The organism is Cyanobacterium sp. Dongsha4, assembly GCF_036345015.1.
Taxonomy (GTDB): Bacteria; Cyanobacteriota; Cyanobacteriia; order Cyanobacteriales; family Cyanobacteriaceae; genus PCC-10605.
The window spans coordinates 4166783-4187958 of record NZ_CP084098.1 but is presented as its reverse complement, the minus strand read 5'-3'; the positions used below and the strand labels follow the sequence as shown (position 1 = coordinate 4187958).

Here is a 21176-nt window from a genome sequence, read left to right as displayed (position 1 = left end):
GAGTTTAAGTTAAAATCGCTTCAAACGCAATTCCTTCAAGATTGAAATTAGAATAGTTGTTGATGACACTATCTGTTTCAGGTTGACCTGTATAAAGATATGTACCGGGTAAACTACTATTTTGGAAACGAGAAATTTGATCTGCTATTTGTGAACCTTGAGGATAAGCATAAAAGGCAATTCCCTCTTCCACAAAATTAGGGTAATTTCTTCGAATAGACTCACTTTCACTTTCTCCTGCGTATAGGTAAGCACCGGGTAAATTCATATTTTGGAAACGATTAAAAGCAATTAAACCATCTTGAGGAGTTGTGGAAACATAAAAAGCTAATCCTTCCTCCACAAAATTGGGATAGTTTTCCCGAATAGAAACACTTTCTGTTGTCCCTGCATAAAGATAAACTCCAGTATCATAGCTAGTATTGCGAAAACGGTACATAGGTTGATTTAAAGTAACTAAGGGGCGATCGCCTTTAGCAAAAAATCCTCGTTGGAGAACAATCCCATTTTCAGCTCCATCTAAATCGTATTCGCTACCATCTTGAACCTGTAAAATAACTCCCTCATAATGACCATCATTATCCTCATCAAATAATTCTGCCCCCATATCACCATTAAATTCAAATGCCTGATAGGTTTGAGTTTCGTTATTGAAGGCATAATAACTATTAAAATCTCGATCGCAGTCAAAATAGATTTTTATTGTTCCTTTACCATCTGTAGTAGTCACACGAAATTCTAACTGTCCATCTATAACACTGAGAGGCTGATCATTGATGATGTGATTCCAATTACGGATTTGTCCATCGGTAGAATCTACAGACAGATGAAATTCATTAGTTAGAGGATTGAAACTTTCTTCTTCAAGAGTCACTAACAAACCAAAATCTCTTGTACCCGTATAAACATCATCGAGTATTAAAGGGACAGACACAGTAATAGTGCTTTCTCCCGGGCTGAATATTGCTTTACCTGCTACAGAATTATAGTTTCTGCCACTTTTTGCCCTTCCATCTTGAGTTAGATAACTAATTTCCACATACTTATCTAAATTTCCCGTTCGTTCAATTTTAAAATCAACACTGCCTTGGTTTTCTGAACTCTTAGGATTGCTAACAAATAATTGGGTCGGAGCATTAGGATTAGAAAGAAGAGATTGTGATGGAGAATCGGATGTAAAATCACTGAGGGAGTTTAAACTAACATCTTCATCGACAGAGGGTAGGATTGGAGCAGGACGATTGTTGCTAGGGGCTGTGTAGGTTGGAGCGTTGGCTTGGTTGACTAAAACTATCGCCGCTGAAATATCAGAAGTATATTGATAGTATTTATCACCATATTGATAAGTAGTTCCTGCTGAACTAAAATCATCACTTAAAATGAGGCTATCAACGCTATCCATCAAAACAATAAGGGTGTTGTTACTCAATAAATTAGTAACACTCACGGAATTAAGAGTTAACGTATTAGCTCCATAATCGAGAATATTAATTACTTCAAAGTCTTGAACCCTTACTCCCGGAGCAAGTGTGGTAATATCCCAATCTTGTCCGTTATAACCATGTAATTCTAAAACATCTAACCCCGCCCCTCCATCTAAGCGACGAAAATAGGTGTCAGCAACGGAAACAAAGTCATCTCCTGTCCCCGCATAAACCACATCTAAACCGCCATTGGCGTAAATTTGGTCATCTCCTTGCCCTGCAACAAAACTTTCTCCTGTGGGTGTACCGAGCATGACATCATCGCCAATAGTTCCCGTTTGATTAACTGTCTGATTAAAGTCACTGCCAAAGAGAACATAACTTAGCTCATCGTTATTCCCCGGAGCACCAATCATGAAGTCATCGAAACCATCCCCATTAACGTCATCTCCTCCACTAATTGAAGTTCCTGCCTCAGAATTAGGCAATCCCTCAATAACAAAACCATAGGAATTGTTTATCCCCTCTAAGGGAAAAGGAATACCGAATTGTATAGGTTGCCAAAGACTACTATCTCCGCCAAATACAACAATCACACTACCCTTATTATTATTGGAGTTGGAAGAACTTACTAAAAAATCATCAAAACCATCACCATTAACATCCCCTGCCTGTGCCAGTGTTGAAATTTGCTCTGAAGAATTGGGATCAGAATAAGCGAAAAATAAATCAGGTTGTGATGAATTAGTTAAGCCATTGGCGTTGCCATAGTAAATTAAGATTGCTTGAGGATGTTTCCCCTCCACACCATCAATATAATCATTAACAAAGACAGCTAAATCTTCAATACCGTCCCCATTGAAATCGCCAATAGATTGTAATTGATTAATGGTAGAAGGGCTTGGTACATCAACAGTTAGAACAGGCTTACCGTCACCAAATAGATCTGCCTCTGAGAAACTCCGATTGGAAAAACCAGATTCGTTTGATGGACTATACAGCAAATTATTAGAACCATCGCCGTCATAATCGATTCCAGTGCCTGTAGATTTAAGTTGAGGATCTGAAGAAGATATGAACGTCAAATCTGACTCACTAAAAAACGTGGTTTCTTGATTGTTGCCTAGAGCTGTAAACAGATTAATACCTTGACCAATGAAAGGATTTTCCCCTACTACCAATAAATCGTCATAACCGTTATTGAACCATTTACCGATACCAATAACACTTTCAATCGAAGAAACATTAGTTACTGGATCAGTTAAAGTGAGTTGTGTTGTTTCACCTAAATCTGGGTTGCCAAGAATAATATAAAAATTACCTTCGCTGTCTATAACTCCAAAATCTCCTAATCCGTCGCCGTTAAAATCGTCAATATTAATTACGTCCTGAATGTCAGCACCTTGGACGGTAATGATTAGGTCATCACTTGTACTTGCCTCGGTTAATAAATCTTTCGTGCTATCTCCAAAAATAATTACTCCAGCGTTACTTCCTCCTGAAAACACATCAGCAAAGCCGTCACCATTAATATCTCCTAACATTTGGACAATATTGCCATTGTTAGAGAGAGAAAAAGGAGGCAAGGAAGAATCCAACACTTGATAACCTGCGTTAGCAATCGAGTTGACTAGATAGAGTTTATTATCAACGATTGTAGGGGGTGGAGCGTAGTTACTATTGCCAGAAATCTCCACCGTTGTCCAAACAGGTTCTCCAGTACCAACTCCATCATAAATGCTAATAAAACTATTACCTGATTGAAGGGTTTGTCTTAATAAAAGCTGACTTCCTTCTTCCAATTTGGCATTACTGCTATTGTTGGGATTGGCAGTGCCATTGTTATCATAAAGGGTGACAAGGACAGTATTTGTCTCAGAATCAATAATGTAAAGTCCGCCATCACTGCCTAATTGAAGATAATTGACACTACCTCGATTTGTTGCAGTTGCCCAAAGAGGGTTTGTGAGATTAGTATTTGCATAAAGAACGAAGTTACCGTCATCTTGCATGAGCGCAATATTTGCTCCCGTGATCACCTCGTTATTGCTATTTCTCGCCTCCCACACTTGCTCTCCAGTGGGGGATAAAAGCACCAAGCTACCCACCTCTGTTAATGTCAGAGTATATCCAGTGGTATTAGTAAGATAGAGGGTTGTTCCATCGCTTGTCAGTGCGGGAGGTTGATTGGAAACAATATTGGGGATGGAAGCAATTGCCCATGATAAGTTATTCAAATCCGCACCATTGGTTGAAGTAATGTCAAAAGTATTACCCGGACTGCTTTGAGTGCCTGTTTGATAGGCAAGATAAAGAGCTCCATCAAAGACAGTGGCACTAACGGCACTAGCACTGGTTTGATTGCCTCCGCTAAATGTGACAGCAAAGTTTGAAGACCAAGTTTCGAGAGGATTATCAGAATAGATATAGAGGATACTGTCAGTTTGGTTATCCGCCGTAAAAAAGGTAAATAACTGATCTTGATAAACCACTAATGTAGGGGAATTGTTGGATGTTTGACCAATAACAGACTGAGGACTCCAAGTTTGTCCTCCATCGGTACTGGCAAGAATATTGAGTTGGGGGTCTAAGCCTGTATAAGCCAAATACAATACATCATTATAAACTGCTAAAGAGGGAGAGAAATTAGTTGCACCTGCGATCGCAACTGTTGCGGGACTCCAAGTTATTCCTCCGTCTGTGCTGGTAGTGATATAAATATCTGTACTGCTTCCTTCTCCTTTGACTGCCATGTATAGAGTGCCTTGATGGCTCACCAAAGAGGGCATTAAATTGGTAGCTTGATTGGGAATTTCTGGATTGACTACGTTGAAGGTGCTAAAGCTATTGCCGTCAATCACAAAGCCGTTATCAGAGGCTATATTGGCTAATTTAATACTACCATCATCTTCTAAATAAGGCTGACCATAGACGGCATAGACTTGTTGGGCATTGGGTGCAGTGATTAGCAGACTATCTACGGATTGATTATTAGAGCCTTTCTTGCTCGTTATATTTCCCAAACCGATAGCCGCCGAACCTGCCAGTTGATAGGGTAGATTACCGTTAAGCAAGAAAGTTTTGTCTTGGCTGGTTACTCCCAAATCGAAGCTCGTTCCAACTTCGGTTAAATTCAAAGGACCAAATAATAAGTAACTTTGACCTGTACCATTACTGGCTTGAGGGGCGGTGATGAGGAAATCTTGATAGCCGTCGCCATTGAGATCACCGGGGGCGGAAATAACAGTTCCTGCTTTACCATTGACGATAGAACCATTGATAATGAGATTACTAATGTCATTTACCGTTTGGGGTTGGACGTTTTGAGTAGCTCCATCACCATTGATGATATATACTGCCCCAGCGTTAGCATTGACTCCCGTTGCTGAAATAGCTAGGTCTTGCCTTCCATCTCCATTAAGGTCTTCAGATGCGATCGCACCTCCTGCTAAATAGTTAGCGGCGACTCCATTGGCGGCAGGAACATTTGGACCTGTATAAGTTGCCCATTGGGAAAAGCCATTATTGCCACTGGAAAAAACATGAACTGCTCCAGCACCGATAGAAGTGCTATCAGGATATAGAGATTGACTGCCTGATGGTAATCCTCCTTTTCCTTTCCATTGGTTGGCAACCTCTACTTGATAAGCCGGTGAGCCGATGAAAAGATCGTCACTGGTACTACTACCTGTAAATGTTGTTGGATTCTCCGTTGAATGATGAGAAACTCCCAAAGCAAATCCTGCTCTTTCGGAATTTGTGCCTGTATAAACTGGGGTGAATGAAGTAAGCCCATTATAAGCAACATAGACAGCACCACCATCACCAACTCCTGGAGCTCCAAAAGCAATATCATTACGGGTAAATTTTGAATCGCCGTCAAAATTCCCGACAATAACAGAAAACCCTGCTTGGGCATCGGAAATATTAGGTGCGATCGCATAACCAATACTAGAGGGAGTTGCAGTTAAAGTACTAACATCTATGGTGATGCCGGGATTACTCGTGAGGTAACTGCCGTAAATGACGTAAATTGCCCCATTGCCATTGTTAGCATTGGCATCCCCAATAACTAAATCATCGACACCATCACCATCAATATCTCCTGTGGCTAAACTCATGGATACGCCACCATTTAGGAGGCCACTATCCGCAATTCCTGTGATTAAAACTCCACCCGGATTACCAGATAAATCTGTTGTTGTTAGGGGTTTAGTTTCCCCACCTTTTAAGACGCTATCGTCAGGTAACAAAATCTGAATCGTGCCACCACTGACTAAATTACCATCGCTATCGGTATAGCCTCGATTGCCCACAGCAACATAAGCTAAACTACCATTAGAGTTAAATGCACTGGCTAACACAGATGCGATCGCAGGATTATCCGTGTCAATAATAAAGCCACTATCAATATTAGCCAATGAAGCATCATTTGCTTCGGTTACGGTAGCAATGCCTAAAACTTGCGTTCCTAAGTCATTCGTGCCTTGGGTAGTACCCCCTGAGTTAGAAAATCCTGTCACTTCTGGGGTGAGAGTTCCGCCATCTTTGAAATAAACAGTAACCGTTGGAGTTTCAGAAAAGGTATTACCAGTTTCATCAATTAACAAATTCAGAACTTCAGTTTCTCCCATTATCTGATGATTTAATTGAGGCAGATTGGAATTAAGGCTATTAAGTAAAGTCGCACTCTCTGCAAATGCTAATTGATTATTGTTATTGGTGACGGTTTCTCCTAAAATAACCCCAACTTGATAGCCTCCAATAGGAGTACCATTACCTTGTTCCCCTACTCCCCATAGTAGTCCTGTTCCTGAGACAGTGACGGAAATTCCTGTAATTTCTCGATTTTGTTCTCCTTTCAATTGAACTTGGAAAATGCTATCGGCTTGTCCGTTGGGGAAAATTATCGTACCAGTGGGAGAGGTGGTAGCAGAGACAATGTCCCAAATGGGATAATTAGCATCGCTCAAAATTGTGGGAGTAATAGCAGGAGTGGGCTCGATTTGACCGTCTTGTTGCCAACTATTAGTTGCAGGATTCCAAACGCTGTAATGAGCTTCTGGTCCTGCTGGTACGGGGTCAAGATACTGAGCATTATAGTTATTGCCAATTTCGTTAGTTCCTAAAGCACCATCCAGAAATTGACTGCCCGTTAAATCCGTAACGTTGGAAGCAGTTAAACTATTACTACTTGGAACATAGGAAAGAACTGAGTTATAAAACGCAACCTCGTCCACATAAACCGAGCCTCCCTGACCTACAATATCTAATTTGCCTGATGGGGGTAAATTGGCAAAACTTACGTCCTCCATCGTTCCTACCAATTCACCATTGAGGTATAAAGAGAGAATATCCTGAGTACCATCATAAGTGCCAACAACGTAATACCAAGTATCAATATCAAGAGGTGGATTTATCGAGATAGTTGAATTATCAGAATTGTCTAAACTAAAACTTAACTGAGTATCGTTAACGGTAAAAAGAAAGACATCTGCCATAGATACCAAGTTCGGAATGGCGTTGAGACTAGGCAATTTAAACCAAAATTCTACGGAAAATCCTTGAATGGAAACAGGAATAGATGAATCAAGGCTTACACCACCTCCATTAAACAATACTGCGGGGTTAGGATCTCCAGAATTATTGGCAATATCATCTAATGCCCCTATTTGATTGAATGTGAAATTCCCACTATAAGTACCATTAAGACTTGGTGCCGACTCTCCTTCATTAATTGCTGTTGTGCCACTCAGTTCTCCCAAACGTAAATATACTAAGGGTTGTAGGCTTAAGACTCGATCGCTGTAGGATGCTGGTTGGCTTTCTGTCCAGAAAATGGCAGGTTGATTATTAATGGAGCTAATCGTTAATTCTGTGAAGGCATTGGGGGAAATTTCCGATAATAAGGTTTGAGGTGTTGTCCAATCTGTGCCATTAAAACTTGACCAATAAATAGTTGTTTCTGTGTCACCATTACTTGCTTGTTGAGTGTTTAACCAAGCGGCGATTAAGTCACCATTAGGACCTTTTCCTAGAGTCACTTTTTGATCTTGACCTGTTTGCATGGGTGCAATGGGTTGAGCTAAACTCCACTGATTATCTGCACCTAAAATTGAATAGTAAATATCCGACTCACTAATTGCTGAATTAATCTGTTCGATTTGTTCATTGGTATAGGTTTGCCCCGGTATTTGTTGAATAATTAAATCAGAGTTATCTACTTGAACCCATGCCAAAACATTAATATTATCTGTTGTGAGTGCTGAAGCAACATCAAAGTTTAAGCCTTTAGTACCCGGAACTGTTATAATTTCGGAAATACCGCTATCACCAAAGGGGGAAAACGCAGTTTTGATGACTGTACCCGAATTAGTGGCAGTCGTGAGAATACTGCTTAGGGAAAAAGAGGCAACCACTTGATCGTTTATGCCTTTTAATGGATTGTCAGGATCTGAGATATAATCCACAGAAACCGTATTACCTTGACCAATTTGAATGGAATTATCTAAAGTTAAAACAACTGATGTGTCATTGATAATAGCTTGAAGAACACCAACTCCTTGACCATCCACTAAAACGGTGAAAGTATCACTAGGGATTTGATTATTTTCTGAAGTAAATAATAATTCCTGATCAAAGGGAATAACAATGGTTTGATTTAAAGCATAACCATTATAAATAGTGCCATTAACCTCTAAATTTAAGACAGTGGGTGAGTTACTTTCATTAATTAAATCAACGGGTAAATCGGTAAATTCTTCCAACCAAAATGTTGTACCTGTTAAATCTATATAGGCTAAATTGCTACTAACATCGCCTTCAGATGCCACTAAGTTATAATCAACAGAAATCGTTGTCGCATTATCCGCAATGGGTTGATCCAGTGTTAAAACCAGTGTATTACCCTCAACAGAAGGTAACTGGGTAGCACTTAAAGATTGAGTCACCCCATCAATAACAACTATAAACTGGTCAGCAGTGGGATTAAGATAGTTTCCTTGATTATTGGCTAAGTTTTCCCCAAAGGTTAGATAGATATTACTACCTTGGGCTAGGGCGGAAATGGGTAATAAATTGGGTGCATCACTACTCCAACCAAGCAAAATGTCCCCCTCACTGGTAAGAGCTAAGGTAGGAGGGCTATCTTGGGCGAAGTCATTTTCTATCTTATTTAGAACTTGATTGGTACTCTCGGCACTGATAAATGTAGTGTTGATATTTCCTGCTGTGGTCGAAGGGGTAGAATTGCTGATAGTAAATGAAGTAATGTCTTGATTACTAGCACTTTCTAAATTATTGTTTGCCCCCGTCACAGGAGTATATTGCACTGTATAATTTTCCCCTGAAGGAATTGTTCCCTCTAGGGTTAAAATAACAGTATTTTGATTAACATAAATGGGATTTTGATTATTTTCCTCGAACGGAATCAAATTAATTACTGTTCCATCACTATCAGTTACCACAAATTGACTTGAATCAGGAACAATATCAGTATTTAAAGGTGTATTAAAGACAATGGTTATTTGTTGATTGCTATTCGCATAATTATCACCAGTGCCACTGGTAGGGTCATAGGTATAAACTAGAGTTTGAGCAGAGTTATTAATGACGGTGCTTTCTGTAAAGCCATTGAGTGGTTGAGTACCACTATAACTAACAGTGATATTATCGGTTAAGGGTTGATCATTTAAGATTGTATAGGGAATTGATTGCTCTAAACGAAGAATAACCGCATTTTCTTCAACTATAACAGCAAAAACAGGAATAGTTGATTGAGTTCCATCAGGGTTCATCACTTGAACAGTGAACTCTTCTGGGTTAAGGTTCAAATCAGGATTAAGACTCGTTGAAAAGGGGATAGTTAGCAAAGAACCTTCTACAGTGGGAAGCGTTCCAGTCGCTGATAATACTTCAGCAGAATTATTGCTAGTTAAAGACTCAGAAGAAGATTCTGGCCAAGTCCAAGTCGGAAAACCCCCGATTTTGGCATTGATCAGTCCGAGAACTTGAACCGCTAGGCTGTAGGGCAATCCAAGGGTAAAAGTATCTTTGGGAGAATCTGAAGTTCCTTTTAGCAAAAATGTTCCATCTAAAAAGACTCCTACAGAACCTTTTAGCTTGAAAACAAAAGGAATATCAACATTTAATTCAACTCCGCCTTGGATGGGAATAGCAATTAAAAGAGACTCTAATGATAAAGGTCCTTGATTATCAATGGACTCAAATGCGACAATAATATCTGCAAGAAGAGCATTGATCGCTGCAAATTGAGAAAACCCTGGGAGGGTTGCAAATGAGTCGCCTACCAACAATGCCGCAGTACTATCGTTATCATTAATGTAGGGGAATAAAATACTTTGATATGTATTAGGATCTTTCGGGTTTAATTGCCACTGAAGAGTTATTCCTGCGTTGAGGAAAGCATTAAGACTAAAAAGGTTGGTATCAAATTCAGAAAGTTCTACTCCACCGACAATAGGAAAGGTAAAAGCAAAAGATAAGCCTAAACTGCCTGTTTCCAGAACTAGGGGAAACTTTCCCGTGGATTTTTTTTTGTTTCCGTAAGTGTACAAAGATGACAAAGTTACGGAAAAATTAACAGCATTAGTTTGATTGTTTGTTGTAATTCTGGTTTTTACTTGTCTCTGTAGGGGAGTTTTTTTGTCAGAGGCTTTAGCATAGCTAAGAGAGGCAACGGCATTGAGCAGTAATTTGCCATCAGTAGAAACTCCTCCACCAAATAAACTCCAGTTAGGATTATTTCCACTTGACCCTTGTAGGGAAATATCAAGTGATAAGCCACCAAAAGCATTTTTGAGGGTTTTTCGTACTTTATCTTTCGTTCCCTTGGAAAAAATAAACTCTAAAGCACTGGGGCTAAAATTACTGGATGCTTCCCAATTTAATTCTTGTCCATTAAATGCTGATTGAGCTAAAGTGGCCGCTTCTGTGTTGCTTAATGGTGAATAAGATGCGGCAACAGCTTGATTTTGACCAGAATAACCTAATACATTTGTTTGTAATCTTAAAGTGGCAGATGAAGAGAGAGAGTTAGATTCTGCTGAGGTGGTAAATTGACTGCTAGAAACATTAAAAGATTGGTAATAAAGATCTGTATCTTCTCGAATAGCTTGGTTAGTGACATTGTCCGTATTAACTTTTTGACCAACCACAAATATTGTTCCATCATCAGTTGCGATCGCCCTTGGTTCTAAATCTCCGACTTGATCGGCGGTTAAGGCTTGAGGTTTATCTAACCATTGAGTTTTACCACTAGCATCATATTGAGCGGCGGTATAGAAAATATTGCTCTCATTTTCACTACCCTGTTGATAAACTACGGCTAATCCGGGTAACTTGTTAGTAGAGTTAGAAATCTCGATCAGATTATCATTTGCAATGAGGTTTAAACTGACTATCTTTTGACTACCGACAGATGCGATCGCAGTTCTATTAATCCAAGTAGCAGAATTATCATCATAGGTTGCATGGAAGAGAGTAGCATCTTCTACCCAAACAATATGGGTAACACCAGCAGAGTCTTTGGTTATGGAGGAAAGGCGGTTCGATAAATTGATTGTCATGGGTTATATGAGAGGTTGCTGAAAAAGTTTTTTAGTGAAAATAGAGAATAGGAAACAGTTTTAGAGTTGTTTTATTTTTGACTAAGATTTTAAGATTTAGAGGGATAAAGAAACAGTTGATCATTGACGGGTAATTTTTCTAGCATTTCAGGGGAAAGTTGAAAGGTATTTCCCAAAGCTGAATTAGGATTACTCATTATCCAATCATTGAGATCAATACTCTGATAGTCTCCGTTATCAAACACAATCAAAATATCTGTCGGTTTATCCCCTTTATTACCTGAGTTCGATATAGAATTTTCGGTTTTGGAAAGGTGTTAGGTATCGGGTTAAAGAATTGATAAAAAACACATCTTTATTGATTTTATTATTTTCAATCTTTAGATTAACTAAACAACTTGATTAGAAAATTAAACCTAAAACCTGCAACCTGCAACCTGAAACCTAACCATAGCAACAACTTTTAAATCGAACTGAGGTTTTATTAATCAGTGCATGGCCATAGCCTTTAGATACACAACCCACATCACCTTGCTGTAAACGATAGTTGCTGACCACAGAAAATACGGACAAAACTTCCCTCGGAAAATTCTTAAAAAAGTACCCATAATTGTTGATTCATTGATCAGGTAAAAACCTAATAACTAATGGATTAGTATTATTTAAGCCTATTTAAACTTTTTATGTTTGCTCTGTTTTAGCAAAATTTACATTACAAAATAAAAGTTTATGTAACAATAAATGGTAATCTCATAAAACTTCAAATTATGACATTGCTAAGTATAATAAATATAGTTAAATATTAAGTTTCACTTAGTTTTAATTGGAACAAAAAAATAGCTTGTATTCTTCCTTAACCTCTGTGATAAAACCTTAAATTTTATCTAACGTTGAAAAAGTATTTCCAAATGAAACAATGTCAAATACATAGGAGTGAAAAATTGTTAACATAGCTTATTAAATGCAAACTGGATTACATTTTTAATTCTTTCAATAAATTTTGATTTACAATCAAAATAAACTTAGAAAAAATATAGTTAAATTGATGAATAATCATCTTTTACCGCCTCATATTCAATTAACTCAGATGATTTCTGGTTATTGGTTATCTCAATCTATTTATGTCATTAGCAAATTAGGTATTCCTGATTTATTGCAAAATAGCCCTCAGAGTTGCGAAAAATTAGCCAGTTTAAAGAATATTAGCTCTTCTGCACTGTATCGTGTGATGAGAGCCTTAGCTAGTGTGGGAATTTTTTCCGAAGTTGAATCTCAATGCTTTAGTCTAACTCCTTTAGGGGAATATTTATGCGAAAATCATCCCCAATCGGTAAAAGCAACAGCAATTATGTTAGGAGAAGCCCCCCATTATCAGGCATGGGGTAATTTATTGCACAGCGTAAAAACGGGAAAACCAGCCTTTGATGATGTATTTGGTATGGGAGTTTTTGAATACTTTAAGTCTCATCCAGAAGATGCGGAAATTTTTGAAAATTCCATGAGTAGTTTTTCTTTCAGTGAGGAAAGGGCAATTTTAGAGGCTTATGATTTCTCTGATTTTACTACCATTGTTGATGTGGGGGGCGGTTATGGGGAAATGTTAGGCTCAATTCTGGAAAAATATCCTCAATGTCAAGGTATTCTTTTTGATGAGGAATATGTTATTAGTCATTGTCAGGAAACCTTAAAAAAACATAATATTACTAACCGTTGTCAGGCAATTAGTGGCAGTTTCTTCGAGAAGATACCGTCTGGGGGTGATGCTTATTTACTTAAGCACATTATTCATGATTGGGGTGACGAAAGTGCGATCGCAATTTTACAGAATTGTCGTGAAGTGCTACCAGCACATGGCAAAATTCTTGTGATGGAAATGATTGTACCTCAAGGAGATACCCCATCATCAGCGAAGATGTTGGATTTGAATATGTTGGTGATGTGTCCGGGGGGAAAAGAAAGAAGTAAAATCGAATTTGAAGAGCTTTTTTCTTTAGCTGGTTTAACTCTTCATCAGATAGTCACTACATCCGAGGAAGTCTGCATTTTAGAAGCAACAAAAAAATAAAAGATTGGAATTTAGTTTAAAATTTTGGGGGATTGGGGAGAAACGAGAGTTCGCTGCGCTCGTTCCGCAAAGCGGTACGGAGTTCGGAGTTCGGAATTCAGAGTTTTTAATTTTTAAATTCTTAATTATCAACTATTTACCTTTGCCCCTTGCCCTTTTCACCATCACTCATAGACGAAAATTTATTCTGATTCAGGTTACTTATTGCTTAGTTGCTAATAGCACTAAGTTTGACTTTCTGGTTATCGTCTAAAGGTTTACTGCTACGGGAAACAATTTTATCTGCTTCGTTTAAACCTGTTAAAACTTCTACCTTACCGTTTCTTCTTTTTCCTAGTGTTACTTGTTTGGCAATAACTTTTGTTTCTGAAGATTGATTATTAACCACGAATACTATGTTATCTTGCTCTCCCACCTGTAAAGCTGATTCAGGAATCGTAAGAGAAGGATTATCGGCGGTAAATTTAACCCTTGCAAGTAAGCCTTGTTTGATTTTCCCTTCGGGATTGCTTAACAGAATTTCTAAGGGTATTTGTCGGGAGTCACCTTGGGCGGCGGGGGATATTTGATTAATAATACCTGTAAAGGTTTGGTTAGGAAACGCATCCAGTTTGACGTTAACGGTTTTGCCTAATGCCACTTTTTCTAAATCTAATTCCGATACCGCTACATTGACAATGGCTTGGCTAAAATCGCCGATACTAATAATTTCTCCTCCTGTTTGAATTAAGTTACCTTCTTCGGTTAATCTTTCTAAAACATAACCATCAGAGGGAGATTTTATTTGTGTAAATGCTAATCTCTTTTTTTCTTCAGCAATAACCGCTTTTTGACTAGCAATTCTCCCCTTGGCGGTTTCTACTGCCGCTTCTCTCACTTTTACTTGAGATTGTGCTGATTTTAAAGCCTGTTCTGCTGTTTTAGCTTCCGTTTGAGCTAATTCTACTTCTCTTTTTGCGATCGCACCTTCTTCGTATAATTGTTGTAATCTATTAGCATCAACTTGAGCTTGTTGAAAACGCACCCTTGCAGATTCCACCTCCGCTTGAGCAGAAACCACATCAGATTGAGCTTCGGTAACGGCAGAGTTAAGGGAAATTAATTCCGCTTGCGCCCTTGCTAAAGAGGCATTGAGTAAAGTATCATCCAAAGATGCGATAGTTTGACCTTTCGAGATGCGATCGCCCACATCTACTGTTAACTCCAATAACTGCCCCTCCGCTTGAGAACGTATAATCACCTCTTTTAGAGGTTCAGTTGTACCGATATATTCCCTTGTGGGAGTTAAAAATTCCCTAGAAACCGCTTGAATGTCCACAGAAGGAATACGAGCAGATGGAGGTAAAGATTCCTCTTCTTGGGCAGTAGTTTCGGGAGGATTTCCACAACTAGCCAGAGGAAAGATAAATAATAATAAACAAGAAAACTTAATAAAATTAGAATAAATACTCATAATAATTAATTGGGTAAAATTTGATTAAAGTACAGAAAAAATTTGTTTTATTGTATCATTTTCATATGTGGAGTTAAAAAATAGAAATCAATGATAGATCTCAACCAATTATTTAATTTAACAAATCTATTTGTTTTACCATTTTGGACAATGATAGTCTTTCTACCTAATTGGCAGTGGACACAAAAAATAATGAAATCTTATGTGATCTTTTTGCCCTTAATATTTGTCTATATCTATTTGTTTATTACTGGCTTAAATTCTGAATCAATTGAAATATTATCCAATCCTAAATTGACAGATTTAGCTCAAGTTTTCAGTAATCCGAATATTACTTTTGCTGGTTGGGTTCACTTTCTTGTTTTAGACTTATTTTTAGGTAGATATATTTATTGGCAAGGACAAACTGAAAAAATCTGGACAACTCATTCTCTAATTCTTTGCTTATTCGCCGGTCCTATTGGGTTTTTATCCCACATAATTACTCGTTTTATTCAATTAAGTATTATCCAAAAAACAGAAACAGAAATGGTCTAGTTAAACTTCCTTAAATTATTTATAATTCAATTAGTAATTAGTGATTATAATAAGCGATTTTCAAAGTTTCCGATCCTTCTAAATCCCCCTTAATAAAAAGGACTTTGCATTATATTTCCCCTCGCCTGTGGGAGAGGGGTTAGGGGTGAGGTTAAAACGTTTTGATACCGACTTTGAAAAACCCTGCTTTGAAAAGAGGCTAGGAAGAGTTAAGAATCAATAAATTTGAAAAATCAAACCTGAAACCAACAACAGATATTCTAGTATCAAACTGAGGTATGATTTTAGGTAACATGGAATTACTAACAAGCACAATTGTAGAATTATTTTTGGCAATATCAAAGATAAATTCATATAATCATGGTCAATTAGGATACAAATAACCTCAATCATTTAGTGGCAAAATCCAATCATGAGCTATTATCATTTATGATTAGAGGAATATATTATAAAAAGGTAAACCATAAGTAGGGATCAGGATTTGTGTTATATCTGGCAGAGGTAAAAGTTCAAAATAGAGGTTTTGTTGGTGGCTATAAAACAGAATTAAAACTGTTGGCAGTACAAGCCAGTGATCAAACATGGAATATTGTTTCCGGAGATGACATCATTACCACTGACTCTATTAACGATCAAACAGGAAAAGGTACTCTTTATATTCTCAATTTAGATGGAAATAAACAATTACAATCCAATCCTGAATTGGCAGGTCAAAGAATAGTTAATTATCTACGTCATCTTTCCAGAACTTTAGAGAAATCAAAGGCTCAAGAGGAAGAAATAGAAACATGGAAAGAATCTTTACAACTTCAAGGAGAGGAAATTGGTCGTCGTCAAGCAGAACTAGATCAGCAACAACAATTATTACAACAACAACAACAAGAACTAGCCAGACTGGAAGAGGAGAAAGAAAAACTTAGTGGTGCATGGGAACAAGTTAGACAAGAACAAACTCGCTCTAATCAAAACAAAGAAAAACTAAATAATGTTATCCAAGAATTTAGTCAAAGTGGCTATAACAGAGAATTATTACCCCAAGCACTATCAGCTTTAGATAATCAACAAGCATTATTAGATAATTGTTGGCAACAGCTAGAAGTGCAAAAAACTACATTGCAACAGAAGCAACAGGCACTGAATTCTAAAAAACAAAGTTTGTTGCAACAAAGACAAGAGCTGAAAATATTATATGAAAAGTTACAACAAGCAGTAATTAATTTTGAATTACAAGAACATCTACTTAAAGAAAAAGAAAGTGCTTTTGAGCGCATTAACAATAATTATCAGGCTGTTCAACGTCTTGATGATGAGGTGAATTTTTTGATGGATGACAGTGATGAAACCGATGTTGATTTTCAAAGATTGGAAACCATGCCTCTAGGGGAATTAGAGGAAGTTTTTAATAATTTACAGCAGGAAACTTCAAAACTGGTTAATTTCGTCAATATGCAAGAGGAGGAATTATCTTTACAAAGTAATGAAGTGAAAGATGTTCAACATAAACTTTCTCAGGCTAGTGAGGTAGAAAAATTCTCCTTGGAAACGGAATTAGCAGATGCTCAAGAGGCAATGAAGTTGTTAAATGAAACTTTGGTAGGTCAAAGAAAAAATCTCAAAAAGCAACAGAAAGTTTTAAATGAGCATTTGAAAATTTTAAGTCGTCGTAAAGGTTTAGCCGATGTGGAATTTTCCGAAACAGTTAGCCTTAGACCTTTGAAAGATGAAATTGAGGTACAAAAAGATATTATTGCCCGAAATAAAGAAAAAGTAGAAAGTGAGATGAATAGTTTACGTCAAACTCGTCCCCGTTTAGAACAGGAATTAAATCAAGTTCGACAACAGTATGAACAAAAACAAGCTCAAACGGAAATTTTAGAAGAAGAGTGGTTGAATTTATATCAACAAGTTGCCAAAGCTGAGGTTGAGGTGGAACTTTTAGAACAAAATATCAATCCCTTGCAACAGGAATTAAATTCTGCAAGAAATCAACTTCAAAGTTTAGAACCTGCAAACAAAAAAATAGAATATCTCTTACAACAAATTCAATCCGTACTATAAGCTGTGAATATTTTAACTATACTCAGTGAGGGAATAAAAGATAATAGTGAGGGCAGAGAAAAGGGTTATTTAATAAAATACTCAAATTATGACCTTATTAAGTATATTCAAGTTTTTGTAAATATTCGTTTTTTGTCTTTACCTATTTGTTTTGTTACTTTCGTTTTTTACTTATTGTCTATTTCTCAGGTTTATGGAGAGACGGTGGGAGAAAGTTCAAACTTAGATGTTGACCCTAATTTAATAGAGAATAGTCCAGTTATTCAAAAATGGATTAAAGAAATTCCTGATGTTAGTGACGAAATTCGCAATCAACCCAGTTTTCCTACTTTATTTCGTGTCGGATATAGTCAGTTTCCTTCTAATAACAATTCTGGTGGCGTTTATGTTGGTATTGAAGATTTATTTGTAGGTGATACTCCTCTAACTTTTAGTGCTAACTACAGCAGTGATTTAAGTAATAATTCTCAAGGGCAACGTGTTTCTATCGGTAGCACAATACAATATTACCTTTTACCTTTGGGTGGTTATATTAACATTGCTCCTGTGGTTGGTTATCGTTACATTGAAACTAATGGTTATCATAGTGATGGTGTTAATGTTGGTGTTAAGGTAAAGTTTGCATTTTCTCCTCAAGGTGCGGCAGATATATCTTTAATTCAAAGTTTTATCGCTCCTACTAGCAATGATGAAGTAGGGGTTACAGAAATTAAAGCAGGATATGCGATTAATAAACATTTACGTCTATCGAGTGGTATTAGTTGGCAAAATTCTATTAAGCAGGAAGACTCTCAACTTAATATTGGTTTAGAGTGGATTTTGAAATAATTTCCCAGATAATTATTAAATACGCTAAAATTGTTAAATTATCAGTGCGGGACTGGCGGAATTGGTAGACGCGCTAGATTCAGGTTCTAGTGTTCGCAAGAACTTCCGGGTTCAAGTCCCGGGTTCCGCATTTATTAATTGTCTATTAATTCAACTTTTTATTTAACTGTCTTCTGTTGTGTGTGCTGAGTTATTTTCTGAGAGTATTAATTTAGCACAAATATCTTTAAGTCGCATTCTTTCTATGTAAGGCCATCCTCCTACTTCTTCTAAATGTCTTAAGAGTAAATAGAGGCGATGACGAGTGTCTGGTAAGACTGGTTCAAACATTTCTTGTCGAATGTTGCGGTGTAATGTTTCTAATTCTCTTAAAATTAAGAGTATTGCAAAGAGATTTTCTTGGGATTCTTCGGCTATGTCCCAAATCTGTTTAGCTAATTCTTTGATTTTGGGTTCGATCGCACTATAATTATAATCGCTATTCATGAATATTCAATTTACTAACAGGGAAACCATGATAATTGATCCTACTGACTTTTGCCTTCATAATCAATCATGAGTTGTTATAACTTAAAATAATAGTTAAAAATGGAGAAATAATATCAATTGTCAAAAGCAATAATGAGTTTTCCTAATCATATCTTGAATTTTTCCGAACGAATTAACCATAATTTACCAAAAGAGAAAATTAGTGTTTTACAAATTAATTTAGGTAGAAAGTGTAATCTTAGTTGTACTCATTGTCATGTAGAAGCATCACCAAAAAGGACAGAGGAATTAAATGAAATAGCCTGTCAAAAAATATTAAAAATTATCGAACTTTTCCCCCAAATAAAAACAGTTGATTTAACGGGAGGAGCTCCAGAAATGAATTATGGCTTTGCCGAGATAGTGAAAGTAGCGAGAAAGTTAAATAAAGAAGTAATAGTAAGAACTAATTTAACCATATTTTTTGAAAATAATTATGAGTATTTACCTGAATATTTTACTAACAATCAATTAAGAGTTGTTGCATCTTTACCTTGTTATTTAGAGGATAATGTTGATAAGCAAAGAGGTAATGGAGTTTATAATCAGTCGGTATTAGCCTTACAAAAGCTAAATCAGTTAGGTTATGGTTATGATCCTAACTTAATTTTAGACTTAGTTTATAATCCTATTTTACCGCAGGAAAAAAAATTTAATTTAACTCCTAGACAAGATAATTTAGAACAAGATTATAAAAAATATTTAAAAGATAATTTTCAAATTAAGTTCAATAATTTATTCACTATTACCAATTTACCCATTGGAAGAACTAAATTTTACTTAGATAAATTTAATTTAACACAGGATTATTTAAGATTTTTAGAAGCTAATTTTAATAGTGCTACTTTACCTTTTTTAATGTGTAGAAATCAATTATCTATTGACTATTTAGGAAATATTTATGATTGTGATTTTAATCAAATGAGCAGTCTTAATGCTGTCAATCATCTAGGAAAAAAACTAACTTTAGATGATATTTTAGATAGCAATAGTTTAGATCTAATTTCTCAAATCAGAACAGAAGATTATTGTTATGGTTGTACCGCAGGGAGTGGTTCTAGTTGTGGAGGTGCTTTATTATAAACGAGCACCCTTTTTTTGACCATAATCAGAAAAATTTATCATGAACTCAGGTTATTATAATTAATTGTAGTGATGTAAGTGTTTAGGTTTTATTAATCGATGTTTTAAGGGGTTATTGTATGGTGTTGAAAGCGATTCTGTTTGATTTTAATGGGGTTATTATCAATGATGAGGTAATTCACCAAAGATTAATTGATGGGTTATTGTTGAGGGAAAATTTACCGCCATCGGGTAATCAATATCAGAAATTTTGCCTAGGAAGAAGCGATCGCACCTGTATTAGAGATATATTAGAAGCGAGAGGTAGAGTTATCAGTGAAGAATATTTAGAAAAACTGATTCAAAAAAAAGCTGAAGATTATCGGCAAATTCTTGAAGAAATGGAGAAATTACCAAGTTGCGATCGCATCACTGAATTTATTTTATCATTACAATCTCGTCATTTATCTCTCGGAATAGTTACAGGGGCATTACGCACAGAAACAGAATATATATTAGAAAGAATGAATATTCGTCAATACTTCTCCGTAATTGTGGCAGGGGATGACATCAAAACCAGTAAGCCTTCTGGAGATGGTTACTTACTCGCCTTGGAAAAACTCAATCAACAAAATCCCTCCCTAGAATTAAAACCATCAGAATGTTTGGTCATTGAAGATACCCCTGCAGGAATCGAAGCTGGAAAAAAAGCTGGTATGGCAGTGGCAGGAGTGGCAAACACCTATCCCTTACATCTGTTACAACGACAAGCTAATTGGTGCGTAGATAATCTGATGCAATTAGATTTAGATTGGATCAATGATACTATGAATGCCAGTTTTACGTTATAATAAAAGGTTGATTCGGGGCATTAGCTCAGTTGGTAGAGTGCTGCGATCGCACCGCAGAGGTCAGGGGTTCGAATCCCCTATGCTCCAGTTAAATCAGACCTTTTACCTAGTTGAAAAATAACTAGTTAGAGGGAGTAATGAGTATAAGAACCGTATTTGGTTCAAAATGCTGAGATAGGGTTTCAGTAGCAATCAAGAATAACTTGAGAACGACTAAACACCAAAATCTTTTCACTAAAATCGATGATTAGGCTAAGCATTTTAAATTAAACTCAAAGACCTAGTCATGTAAGCCCATACTCTATTGACTTTCGATGTATTCGACAGCTTTCCCCACAGTGTCAATGGTTTCGGCGGCTTCCTCTGTAAATTCGACACCAAATTGTTCTTCTAAAGCCATAACTAATTCCACGATATTAAGAGAATCTGCTCCTAAGTCATTAGCAAAATTTGTATTAGGGGTTACTTCACTAGGATTAACGGCTAATCTTTCTACTACTATTTTTTTTACTTTATCAAATATTTCTTGATTCATAAGAATAAATATAACCATTAAAGGTAAAACGAAAGCTGTTATTTGGAGTTGATCCGAACTCAGTATTTTGCAAGTTTAAAGTGAATGTTTTGCAAAAATTTATTTTATATTGTCAAATTTATGACTAATTCATATTATACAGTTAATGTCATTCAGTTTAGGAAAGTACAGCAAATGGTGTATAAGCTAATGATAAGCGAAGTAAATAATACCCAGGTTTAACACTTCTTAATCCGAGCGATATAAAA

At 36.6% G+C, this 21176-nt stretch carries 11 protein-coding genes and 2 tRNA genes; 8 read left to right on the top strand and 5 right to left on the bottom strand.

Annotated elements, in window-relative coordinates:
* Positions 1 to 4 precede the first annotated feature (4 nt).
* Both Dongsha4_RS18345 and Dongsha4_RS18340 read right to left on the bottom strand, forming a co-directional pair.
* Entirely contained in the window at positions 5 to 11011 is an 11007-nt protein-coding gene (locus Dongsha4_RS18345; RefSeq protein WP_330203710.1) for a Calx-beta domain-containing protein, read from the bottom strand.
* 89 nt (positions 11012 to 11100) lie between these two features.
* Positions 11101 to 11256, bottom strand: coding sequence for a hypothetical protein (locus Dongsha4_RS18340; protein ID WP_330203709.1), 156 nt, complete (start codon positions 11254 to 11256; stop codon positions 11101 to 11103).
* Between the two features lie 800 nt (positions 11257 to 12056).
* Between Dongsha4_RS18340 and Dongsha4_RS18335 the strand changes: the two genes are divergently transcribed.
* On the top strand, positions 12057 to 13076 hold the full coding sequence (locus tag Dongsha4_RS18335) for a methyltransferase (protein ID WP_330203708.1): 1020 nt from the start codon (positions 12057 to 12059) through the stop codon (positions 13074 to 13076).
* Between the two features lie 208 nt (positions 13077 to 13284).
* On the opposite strand, the gene Dongsha4_RS18330 is transcribed toward Dongsha4_RS18335, so the two are convergent.
* On the bottom strand, positions 13285 to 14529 hold the full coding sequence (locus Dongsha4_RS18330; RefSeq protein ID WP_330203707.1) for an efflux RND transporter periplasmic adaptor subunit: 1245 nt from the start codon (positions 14527 to 14529) through the stop codon (positions 13285 to 13287).
* Between the two features lie 90 nt (positions 14530 to 14619).
* Here Dongsha4_RS18330 and Dongsha4_RS18325 point away from each other — a divergent pair, with 90 nt between their 5' ends.
* The 4 genes from Dongsha4_RS18325 to Dongsha4_RS18310 all read left to right on the top strand — a co-directional run bounded on the left by Dongsha4_RS18325 (position 14620) and on the right by Dongsha4_RS18310 (position 18082).
* Positions 14620 to 15066: an ABA4-like family protein gene (locus Dongsha4_RS18325; protein WP_330203706.1), complete on the top strand. Its 447-nt coding sequence runs from the start codon at positions 14620 to 14622 to the stop codon at positions 15064 to 15066.
* Between the two features lie 483 nt (positions 15067 to 15549).
* Positions 15550 to 17124 carry a pilus motility taxis protein HmpF gene (hmpF, locus tag Dongsha4_RS18320; RefSeq protein WP_330203705.1) on the top strand — a complete coding sequence of 525 codons (1575 nt, stop codon included), beginning with the start codon at positions 15550 to 15552 and terminating at the stop codon, positions 17122 to 17124.
* Positions 17125 to 17127: 3 nt separating this feature from the next.
* Complete coding sequence (locus Dongsha4_RS18315) at positions 17128 to 17952, top strand: hypothetical protein (protein WP_330203704.1); 825 nt, start codon at positions 17128 to 17130, stop codon at positions 17950 to 17952.
* Between the two features lie 46 nt (positions 17953 to 17998).
* Positions 17999 to 18082 (top strand) — tRNA-Leu (locus Dongsha4_RS18310).
* 32 nt (positions 18083 to 18114) lie between these two features.
* Here Dongsha4_RS18310 and Dongsha4_RS18305 read toward each other — a convergent pair.
* Positions 18115 to 18438 (bottom strand): hypothetical protein, encoded by a 324-nt coding sequence (locus Dongsha4_RS18305; protein WP_330203703.1) that lies wholly within the window; start codon positions 18436 to 18438, stop codon positions 18115 to 18117.
* A 135-nt stretch (positions 18439 to 18573) separates the two neighbouring features.
* Here Dongsha4_RS18305 and arsS point away from each other — a divergent pair, with 135 nt between their 5' ends.
* The 3 genes from arsS to Dongsha4_RS18290 all read left to right on the top strand — a co-directional run bounded on the left by arsS (position 18574) and on the right by Dongsha4_RS18290 (position 20480).
* On the top strand, positions 18574 to 19563 hold the full coding sequence (gene arsS / locus Dongsha4_RS18300; RefSeq protein ID WP_330203702.1) for an arsenosugar biosynthesis radical SAM (seleno)protein ArsS: 990 nt from the start codon (positions 18574 to 18576) through the stop codon (positions 19561 to 19563).
* A 122-nt stretch (positions 19564 to 19685) separates the two neighbouring features.
* Complete coding sequence (locus tag Dongsha4_RS18295) at positions 19686 to 20393, top strand: HAD family phosphatase (RefSeq protein ID WP_330205470.1); 708 nt, start codon at positions 19686 to 19688, stop codon at positions 20391 to 20393.
* A 14-nt stretch (positions 20394 to 20407) separates the two neighbouring features.
* Positions 20408 to 20480, top strand: a tRNA-Ala gene (locus Dongsha4_RS18290).
* 214 nt (positions 20481 to 20694) lie between these two features.
* Here the strand turns inward: Dongsha4_RS18290 and acpP are convergent.
* Entirely contained in the window at positions 20695 to 20928 is a 234-nt protein-coding gene (gene acpP / locus Dongsha4_RS18285) for an acyl carrier protein (RefSeq protein WP_330203701.1), read from the bottom strand.
* Positions 20929 to 21176: the final 248 nt, after the last annotated feature.